Below are 9,568 nucleotides of genomic sequence, written 5' to 3' on the forward strand. Positions count from 1 at the left end.
ACCGGGAATTGAAGCTGTGCTCCTTCTCCCGCCTTCTTAATCATTTTCCTTGCAGCGTCCGCAGTCATCGGGCCGCCACGCTCTGAGACAAATAGATAGGGCGAGTCGGGAAAGTCTCTTTGCAATTGTCTGAGCGATCGCATCTCTTCCCCAGCCAGCGGATGAACGCTAGGACGTGAACCTTTAAGCCGCCTAACGTGGATGTGAGCAGTCTTCAAATTAATCTGCTGCCAGCGCAAGTTCACCAACTCCGATATCCGCAGCCCGTGTCTGTAACCAATGAGAATCAGCGTAGAGTCCCGATGACCCCACCGCCCCTTTCTAGCGGCCTTAATCATCGCCTCCACCTCATCCTCGAATAGATATTCCCGATCGCGAACTTCCAAGTATGTCCTCCTGTTGGAGCTAGTTTTTGGGGGCGGCGAAACAGACTCTCTAACTTTCAGAAGTCGAGGGCCGCGGCTGGGGAATGGAATGACAGTCATTAGAGCACCTAAATCAGTGCCAACATTCTAACTATTGAGATAGATGTTAAAAAGTCTGTCCCTCCCAGCGAATTTGATGCGGCCAAGCTAGCACCTCACTCCATCCCCCCAGTTGCTCGATAAGCATTCGATATTGAGCGCCGTCTGTAGCAGCCAAGAATGAGCCTCGCACCCACTGTCCCCAGCGCTGCACCCATGCCGTTCTGCCAATGGGTTCTGTCTGCGGTTCCGTTTCTGCGGGGAGGGTTCCACCTACCCCTAAATTTGTATCAAAAACAGGGGTAGGTGGAACCGCCTCAATTGCTTGTGCTGCAAGAAGTTCAGCTTCCTTTAGCTCAGAGATTTTTTTCGCTTGTTTTTGGGTTGTAAATGCCATTAACTCAGCCCACTTTGCAGGGGTGCTGAGCTCATCATCAAATGAATAGACCCGCTTCAGCACTCCGTTCTGCTTCGTTCTTCTGCCAATCAGTTTGCAGCCGATTAAACTCAACAATTGATTTAGCCACTGCATCGGCTTCATCTTGCCGGGATGTCCGAGAAGATTTGCGATCGCCTTCTTCTTGCACCGTTCGTAAAGCTCGTTGACTTCAAAATCGTCGCCACTCCAATCTTTGCTGGAATCGAGAAACTTCTCCAAGCCCAGGGCTTGAAGCGCTCTGATTTTGAGGTAGCGACTGGAGAAGTCGCCCAAAAATTCTCGCTTGCCAGCCGAAAATTTGTGCCGCTGCAAATATTCGGCGTCCTCTGGGTTGTCAAATTGCCAAGCCGCATCAAGCTGAGACAAAAGCGATCGTTCGTCAAATCTCACGCGACGCACAAACTCCCAGCTCCACAGCTCAGAGTCTTCGATTCCTGGTAGCCGTGCTTTCAGCAAAGCTTTGATGCTTTGGCATCGTTCCGGCCATGCAGCGCTATAGTTCCGCTTGATTTCTAAAGCTTCAGCTAGGTCAATGTCGGGAGCGTTGAAAATTTCCTGAGATTCCTTGTCTTTACACTCTTCCTTTGCCAGAGCGTAGCCTTCATCATCACACTCAGCAGCCGAGACTTGCTGCACCGAGTAACCGCCAAGCTCGAAAGCTTTAAGCAAATATTCCCGCAAGTTCGCACGTTCTAGCTCTGCCTTGGCTTGGAGCTTTGCCCACAGAATTGTGTGTGGGGTGACGATTTGAGCCGCTAAATCTTCTCTGATTTTTTGCAACTGGGATTCATCCTCTACAAGTAAGCGAGCCTCTGTGTCCCCGAACTCTGCAAGAGCTTTGATAATGTCAGCTTCAAAGATTCCCGCACTGCTACGACTTTTCAACCCGCGTTCAGGACAGAGAATGATGATTCTTTCAGGGTGGCGAACCCGACGGCTAATCTGCGTAGCTTCATCGACTCCGAGTACCCCCACAAACCAGCAAAAAACATCAGAGAAATAATCTCGAATGCTAACATCAATACCGCTTTCACCAGTCGGGCTGAAGATTAACCAGGCTGGTTTGTGTTCCCGAATGTAAGCGTCCGAGTTTTTAATGAATTTTTTCGCCCAATCCTCTGTTCCAGTTTTTGAAGTCAGCAGAATTCCTGGGCCGTGCGATTCTCTCAGCCTTAAAGCTAGAGCCTCGGCATCTCGCAGCGAATCCGTGACAACTGCAGGGCAAGGACTTTTAAGGATTTCAGCGCTCAGCCACTTTTTAGACTTTTTCCCCGCGTCTACAAAAAATATGGGGGGAGTATCGCCCGTGAAAACATTCTCAATTTTGACTGACTGCTTGCCAGAAATCTCAGAGATATAATCCACAACGATGTCGGACTGGTTGCCGTCGCTCAGGATAATCCGATCTGCCAGCTTGCAGATTACCTCTAGTCGCTCAAGAATTTCTAGACGCTTCCCAAAAAGTGTAGAAGAGGTCAGGGCGTGCTTAATCACAGACACTGACTCATCAAGGATGACAGTCATCCCTCGGACGTGCTGCATAGCATACTCAAACATCTCAATCGGAAGCTTGAGGAGCGAGTCAACGCAGAGACTTAAGCGGCCGTCAGGGTCTTTAGTGAAGAGATAGCCTTTGTGTTCGTCCCAGTGATAGCTACCCCATTTTTCGCACTGTTGCAAAAGCAAGCTGTTGCGGTATCCGAGGTTTATCTGTAAACCGCGCAGGTCGATCGCAACTTTATTCTTAACCCATTCCGTTTTCCCAGTTCCTAGCCCCGATTTTATCGCCGTGACTGTGCCGGACTCTGGCGCGGGCGCATCAAAATATTTTGAGTTGATTGTGCGATCTGGAGTGAATCCCCGAAGCCTCAGCCATTTTTGCAGCTTCCATCCTTCTGAGGTTTCTTGGCAAGCTTCAGCGATAACCGCGTCAATGTCGCCACCAGCCACTAAGAAATCGTCAACACCTTTAGCGGGGCCCGGCAACTTGCCGATTTTTGCGATCGCACTTTTGAACAATTTGCTGAGGACTGTGGCCGCTTTGAATTCTTGACTCTGCGAGTAGTCCCCAGCGCGGTAATCAAAAACGATCGTGATTTGGCGTTCCGCTGTGTCAAGCGGTTGGAGTGCTGTGTGAAGTTCCCGTGCCAAGGCTCGCTGGTATTCTGTCCCGTCGGATTTTCTTACTGTTTCCCCGCGTTCCGTGACTCTGTAACCCGTGTGAATTCCCGGCAGTCCGATCGCAGCATGCCCGCGACTGATTAAGCAGCACGCCTTCTTTTCCCCTTCAGTGATGACGGTGGGGCAATTGCTACTGATAACCCAGTCCCAAAATCCCAAAGCTTCCCCGTTGATGCCGACTGCCGGGAGTTCGGGCATCGCTAACTTATGCTTGGCGGCTATTTTTCGCCAAATGGCGACAGTCACCTTTGGGCAAAAGACTTCTAGCGGTTTGCCCTGCGGCTGGTGATACTTGCGGGGGCGGCCTTTCTTGTCAAAGGCGAGCGGCGGGCCGGCTAACTGGCGGAAGCGGCCATTGGCTATGAATCCCGATACGCCTTCACATTTATTAAAATTTCTTTTCGCCTGAGCGCTACCGCTGCTGCTGTTTGTGGTGGCGTCAGTGTCGCGGTACAGCAGGTCGTAGGTGGTCAGTGCGCTGTCTGTCGGCTCAAAGTTGAGGAGGAAGATTTCAGGTAGGAGTCCTGATTTGACTACGCAGTCTTGGTACGCAAGCTCCTCAGCAAAAGAGCTTGCTGTGTCTGTGGTATTCATGATAGATTGAGGCTAGTTTATTATGATTCAAAGACCTAGTACCAAGCCAGAGTATAGTTTGACGACGCACTCTGAACTTGGTTGGAGGTCTTTTTTTTGTCTATTTGTAGACTAAGAATAAGGTAGCATGACCTGGCTAACTGACGCCAGTTTTCGATCTATTTTTTTGCCCCAGTAGTGTTGAAAGAAAAAAATGGTTGTTTTAGCTCAGACCCTGCAAATTTGACTTCATGTCGCGCGTTGGTGAATTCTCCTTAAGAAATAGTTGTGCGACTTCCTAATCAATAAAATTGGCTAGACCTACTCTTAACTATAGTCTTCAGCTTTTGTAAAAAGTTTTTTGACTTATGGAAAATTTGAATCAGACACCTTTTGCACAGTGTCCCCGCCTCTTTTTACAAAACGTTGTAAACCGGATCTAATAACTTGTGAGCAGTGGAGTAGATGCTCCACGGTTCAGATTTGACCGAGCCATGTCTGTATTGCAATGTGTGTAGCTTTTTACGAAGCAAGTTCTCCTGTTTTGCCCTTTGCTTCCGTAAGCCAAAAGTCTAATATATTGGACTTTTGGCACAAAGCCTCTAGTGGCGCAAGCTGTAGCCTGTCAGATACCTCCGTAATGTTCCTCGAAACCCGTAGGTTTTGTTGTGGTCGTGCGTGGTGTAAAGGTGGTGTGCAGTCGCAATTTTCTAGTAATACCTTGCGTTATCTTGTGGATAGCAATTGGTATAGCAGTTGAAACTTGTAGAGTTTCCAGGGTGTTAACAGTCTTTTAGCGCAGTCTGGGTAAAAGTTAGACTGTGTGTTGCTACTCCAAACTTGTAGAGCTTGGAGGGTGTCAACGGTGTCTTATGAGTACCTGATGACTAAGCCGCTAAAATTTAGAAAAATTATAGAGTGTTGCTCACTACTTGAAACTCTACGAGTTTCGAGCGCGTCAACGGTGTCTTATGAGTACCTGATGACTGTGCCACCAAAATTCAGAAAAATTATAGACTGTTGCGTACTACGCCAAACTCTACGAGTTTGAGCGGTGTCAATGGTGTTTTACGACTGCATTAGGAGTAATAGGCTCCCTAAGCTTTTACTTGCTTTTCTATACCGGGTATCACCTAATCCGGTTAAGTCGAGCAAGTGGCCGGGAGGCAGGCTGCAAGCCAGCCCCCTCCCGGCCCGCGTTCTTATCCTCCTTCGCTGAACTTTTCAATCAATTCTTTAAACTGCTTTTTGCCTTCGGAGAATTTGCGCCCTTTCTTGCCGAGAATATTCTCAATAATCCACGTCGCGGTTTTGCCCTCAACTTGTGCAGCTTCCACCTTCCACCACAGAGCTAAGTCACTAGCATTAGCCTCGGAAGTGGTAGCGGAAGCTTCTGGCTGTAAGTCGTTGTTATATAAGGCTTCCAAGGCTTCCCGCGCAGCTTCCACTTCCTCGCCGGAAGCTGCAAGAATTGCTTCCGCTTCCTTCCGCCGTTGCTGTTCCGCCACGTAGATCGAAGTGCTAAGCTCGTCCGCCACGTCAGCGTCGATTGCCCGCTCCTTCATAGCCTCAAACTCGTCAGCCTTGGCTAACTTCAGAGCGCATCGGCGGCCCTCAAAGCAGCAGGCAAAACCCGACACCAGGGCTACACCTTGCATGAAATTGTGCAGGGGAATCTTTCGGGAAAAGATGAACGGGGGAGCTAACCACAGTGTGAGCCCAGAAACCGACAATACTGAAACCTTCAAGAGCGACATAGCATCACCCCCACACCAACCAAAGCACCAATAGTGCTTGCAATCAGCCGAAATCGAAGCTGTAGCAGGTTAATTTTCAAAATGGCGATGATGGCATCATCTAACAACCAAGCGCTGGCGCTGACAATCAACTTAAGCGCGAACAGTGCTTGTACAAATAGCAGTAGAGAGGGGTGAAGCGATGCCAACCAGCAGAGGAAGCTGGAGGCAATCGCAGTCAGCAGAAAGTTGTTGCTAAGTGCGATCGCCTTTATCATTGCCGATACCTCAAAATGTTGCCGATGTAATCTTGGGCTGATTCATGCGCCTCGAATTCTGAAGGACAATGCCCCCCATCTATGAGCGCGGTAAATTGCCCGTCGTGGTAAATGAATTTGTTGTCTCGAAAAATCTGCCAACCCCAGCCAGCATCCTCATAAACTCGGACAAAGTAACCGTTGTGCCAGTACCGGGCGTCTGAGTTTGCAAGTCGTCGTAAGACGTTTAGAATCATTTCTCAGTCCCTCCGATCAGCTTGGCTTTAATCGCCTCAATCCTTTCAGTAGCGCGAGTTTCTGCTTTCTCTAGACCGACACCTAGACGAGCAGAACCAGGGCGCAAGCCGTGCAAAGTCTTAGCCAATCCGAAATCAGCTTTTTTCTTTACCAGTTCGTTAGTCGCTACCGCACCCTCATACTTCCTGTGCGATTTGTGGACTTTTGCATCTGCCTCTTCAATCTGGGTTAGCGACTTGTAGGCTTTTTTGGCGTGGCGAGCTCCCTCGGTTTTTTCCTTTGCGAGCTTCTTCATTGCATCTGCTTCTTCTTCTGTGAAGTAGCGCGGGGCATCCACTACGGGTGTGGTGCGGATACTGGCAAAATTACCAGGGTTAAGAGGTGTAATTACGCTGGCATCAGTCGGAGCGGTCAACTTTTCGCTCTTACTGGTGATGGTGTCGGAAACTTCACCACCAAATAGTTTTGTCGTCATGCCCATGTCATTTCTGTCCTATTTGAATTGTGATTTTTACTGGGAATAGATTTAGTGGATTAATGCGGGGAAAGAGCCCGAAAATTAGCAGGGCAAAGCCTACCGACGCGAGAGCGAGGGCAAGGGCTTGCGCCCAGTCAATCCAATCAGTCAAATTAATCTGGCGAGGGCTTTCTTGATTGATTAGTCCTGTGTCAAGCGGTTCGGTTTGGCGATCAAACTCTAGACCGTGCGAAGTCAGTAACTTTTCCCACGTTGCTGTTGCTGTTAATTTCCCGAATTCTCGTGCTTGCTCGTTTGTGAGATTGCAGTCGTAGGCTAATTGCTTGAGCTGGTCTATACGACGGTAAGAAATTAGAGGCTTAGACATGATTAACAGTCCTCAAATCATGACCTCTCAAATCACCGCCTATAGTTAGATGCCCGTCGTAGCAAGGGTAGTATTCAGAGGGCATAGTTCCGCTCGTCCAATTGACGTGGTACCCCCAAACTTCTTCATCTGGGTGCCAGCAGATACCCACTACCTCGCCGTACTCTATTTGAGCTATTTCAAATTCATCAATCCAATGGTCAGCTACTTTGTCCCCGACTTGAAAGCTAGGAACTGGGTATTTTGCAGGCAGCTTAGCAGCCGACTGGTGCACTGGAAAAATGGTCAACAAAGCAGCCGAGGCTAACCTTTGCAAAAGTTCGCGCCGGGGAAACGTAAAGAGTTGCGATCGCCCCTCTGGGCAATCGGCGTTATGGTTCATAATATTTAGGCTCCAAACGTTGTAGACAAACGGTTTGGGGAAGTTCGTCCTTACTTCAGTGCTGGTTACACTGCGTAGGGGCGCATATCAAATCTTCCTTAAACTTACGATCGCAGATTCTGAGCTACATTGCAAGCTGCGACTGTAAAGTTTTGTCATCAAATCTCTGAAAGCCGAAAACCTAAAAAGTTTTCAGCGTCCCGCGCACGGCCGACTTAGCTGAGACTATTCGGGTACATCCTGCGTTGTGGTCAACCCCGCATAGTGTTCCCAGATGGTACGGGCGGAATTTCCAACCCAAACCGCAACCTGCTGTACTTGAACGCCTTTCCCAAGGCAAAAAGATATGAACGTGTGGCGGCAGTTGTAAAGCGGTCGCCTCGCAATGCCGAGACGTTCGAGAACAAGCTTCCACTGGCGGCGCACCAAGTTGTGCTCGTCAATACTCAAACCGTTCTTGCTTGGGAAAACCAACAAATCATCGCCACGAGCTGCCCTGGGTTTAATAGCGCTCAAGAGCGATCGCAGTTTTGGGTTGATCGGAAAAATGCGAGATTTGTTGGTTTTCGTCCCCTTGGTGATCCCGTAGACCCGCGCCTCACAAAAAGTTATTCGGGTAAGGTCGGCGTCAATGTGCTTCCACCGAAGCGCGATTGCTTCGCTGGGTCTGCACCCGGTGAGAAACAGAAACTCAATCAAGGGAGCGTAAAAACTCTCTGTTTCCTTAAATGCCGCGATGATACGCTCGCGTTCCTCCTCCGTAAAAGGCTGTATGTCGGTGGATGGCTTCCTTGCTTTGATTTTGAGCTTTTCAAACGGGTTATTTTCAATCAGCCCGAAGTCCGACGCCCAAGTGCAGCAAGCGTTAATTTGCATGAGCGTTCTCTTTGCGGATCGGGATGTGGTGGCTTCGAGCAATTGCGATCGTATTTTTTGAGCCTGGTTCAAATCGCCACAGGTTTTGCTGATGTGCCTCCGCACCACACCAAAATCTTTTTTGATTGTGGTCGCCGCCAAGTGTTCGGTTTTATAAGCTGTGTATCTTTCCCACAGCTCGCCCAAGCTAAGAAAAGGCGAGGGATTTTTGTCTGGCTTCGCATCTGTTTGCAACTGCTGCGATAGCTGGCTGAGGAGAGCTTTAAGCTCTGGCGTTATGGTTTGCATACCAGCCTCAAGTCATCACCAGCAGGTCGCGGCGCGACAAAGCAGAAGTTGTCTCGTCTGCGCTCAGACGATCGTTCTAAAAATGACATAATGATTCAGCTCCAATCGTTACCGGTTTAACGTTTGGGGAAGTCGTAGCTAGTGCAGTGCTGATTACACTGCGCCGGCCGCGCATATCAAATCTTCCTTAAACTTACGATCGCAGTATTCCAGCCATCTTGTCAAGCAACGGCTGTAAAGTTTTACGAGAGGGAGGGAAGCCCCGAAGTTAACCGGGGCGGTAGCTTCCTAATTTCCCTTGTGGGGTTTACCCTTCAATCCTCCCCTAAAATCTCTTCAAGTTTCGACAGCAAATTAGCCGGGACTTTCTTGGCTAGATGGGGACGTATAAAACTGAGAACTTTAGCTGCTTTGTCAGATAAGTCGCTGGCAGGCGAACTTTTTTGATTTTCTTCCCGGTCGCGATTAGTGATCGCTAATTGTTCTTTTAGATTTTGCACCTCAAGTCCCAAGTCCCCGTTCCGCTCGTGCAATTGGTTCAGTTCTGCATCCCATTCCGCTAGCTGCTTTTTGGCTTCCTTCAATTCAAGCCTGAGCGATTCATCGCTGCCCTCGCTCAGGCTCTCAATTTTCCCAACCGTTCCTCCACCAGCGCTAAGCGTTCCATCACGGGGTCAAGCTTGGCCGCTACCTGACTGTCTACAACTTGACCGATATCTGTAGACAAATCTGTAGACAAATCTGTAGACATCAAACTATCATTGCTTCGTGTAGACATTGATGTAGACACTGGTGTAGACACCTCTATATCTCCTCCCATAGCAAGCACTTTTAGGACGCGCATTGCTGCTTGACTGGGCGATTCCCCTTCCTCTCTCTGGGCTTCAATCCAGTTCAAAAAGTGACCCGAAGCGCGAAACGATATAACCTGACTGTTACTCATTGTAGACACTTGTAGACATCATGTGTCTACACTAACTGATACCTGTCTACAGTGTCAACACTTTTGTCTACAATTCTGTCTACAATGTTTCAGTCTTCCCAAAATCCCTCAAAGCGCTGCGGTGCTAGCTGCGTGTAGCGGACTGTGTGGTGAATGTTGGCGTGGCCCAGATAATCTTGAATCGCCCTGGTGTCTATCCCCTTGGCGGCCAAGTAGTAACCGCAGCCGTGTCGCAGCATATGGGGGTGAACCGGGAATTGAAGCTGTGCTCCTTCTCCCGCCTTCTTAATCATTTTCCTTGCAGCGTCCGCAGTCATCGGGCCGCC

At 49.2% G+C, this 9,568-nt stretch carries 12 protein-coding genes; all 12 read right to left on the reverse strand.

What is annotated here, in order from left to right; translation table 11 throughout:
• Nucleotides 1–485, reverse strand: a 485-nt coding sequence (locus tag QUB25_RS28730) for a tyrosine-type recombinase/integrase (protein WP_333188750.1), incomplete at its 3' end; no start/stop codon positions are given.
• 46 nt (nucleotides 486–531) lie between these two features.
• Complete coding sequence (locus QUB25_RS28735; RefSeq protein WP_333188752.1) at nucleotides 532–3,678, reverse strand: plasmid replication protein, CyRepA1 family; 3,147 nt, start codon at nucleotides 3,676–3,678, stop codon at nucleotides 532–534.
• Between the two features lie 1,181 nt (nucleotides 3,679–4,859).
• Complete coding sequence (locus QUB25_RS28740; protein ID WP_333188754.1) at nucleotides 4,860–5,414, reverse strand: hypothetical protein; 555 nt, start codon at nucleotides 5,412–5,414, stop codon at nucleotides 4,860–4,862.
• On the reverse strand, nucleotides 5,402–5,671 hold the full coding sequence (locus tag QUB25_RS28745) for a hypothetical protein (RefSeq protein ID WP_333188756.1): 270 nt from the start codon (nucleotides 5,669–5,671) through the stop codon (nucleotides 5,402–5,404). The genes QUB25_RS28740 and QUB25_RS28745 overlap by 13 nt, the downstream gene beginning before the upstream one ends.
• Nucleotides 5,668–5,907: a hypothetical protein gene (locus QUB25_RS28750; protein ID WP_333188758.1), complete on the reverse strand. Its 240-nt coding sequence runs from the start codon at nucleotides 5,905–5,907 to the stop codon at nucleotides 5,668–5,670. The genes QUB25_RS28745 and QUB25_RS28750 overlap by 4 nt, the downstream gene beginning before the upstream one ends.
• Complete coding sequence (locus tag QUB25_RS28755; protein WP_333188760.1) at nucleotides 5,904–6,383, reverse strand: hypothetical protein; 480 nt, start codon at nucleotides 6,381–6,383, stop codon at nucleotides 5,904–5,906. The genes QUB25_RS28750 and QUB25_RS28755 overlap by 4 nt, the downstream gene beginning before the upstream one ends.
• A gap of 7 nt (nucleotides 6,384–6,390) precedes the next feature.
• On the reverse strand, nucleotides 6,391–6,753 hold the full coding sequence (locus QUB25_RS28760; RefSeq protein WP_333188762.1) for a hypothetical protein: 363 nt from the start codon (nucleotides 6,751–6,753) through the stop codon (nucleotides 6,391–6,393).
• Entirely contained in the window at nucleotides 6,746–7,135 is a 390-nt protein-coding gene (locus QUB25_RS28765; RefSeq protein ID WP_333188764.1) for a hypothetical protein, read from the reverse strand. The genes QUB25_RS28760 and QUB25_RS28765 overlap by 8 nt, the downstream gene beginning before the upstream one ends.
• A gap of 225 nt (nucleotides 7,136–7,360) precedes the next feature.
• Entirely contained in the window at nucleotides 7,361–8,299 is a 939-nt protein-coding gene (locus tag QUB25_RS28770; protein WP_333188766.1) for a site-specific integrase, read from the reverse strand.
• Nucleotides 8,300–8,613: 314 nt separating this feature from the next.
• A complete protein-coding gene (locus QUB25_RS28775) occupies nucleotides 8,614–8,883 on the reverse strand; it encodes a flagellar alpha dynein (protein ID WP_333188768.1) in 270 nt (89 codons plus the stop codon).
• A gap of 32 nt (nucleotides 8,884–8,915) precedes the next feature.
• Nucleotides 8,916–9,242 carry a hypothetical protein gene (locus QUB25_RS28780; protein ID WP_333188771.1) on the reverse strand — a complete coding sequence of 109 codons (327 nt, stop codon included), beginning with the start codon at nucleotides 9,240–9,242 and terminating at the stop codon, nucleotides 8,916–8,918.
• Between the two features lie 89 nt (nucleotides 9,243–9,331).
• Nucleotides 9,332–9,568 (reverse strand): tyrosine-type recombinase/integrase (locus QUB25_RS28785; protein ID WP_333188773.1); only part of this gene is annotated, 237 nt, incomplete at its 5' end.

The organism is Microcoleus sp. B3-D7 (assembly GCF_036705305.1).
Lineage (GTDB): Bacteria > Cyanobacteriota > Cyanobacteriia > Cyanobacteriales > Microcoleaceae > Microcoleus.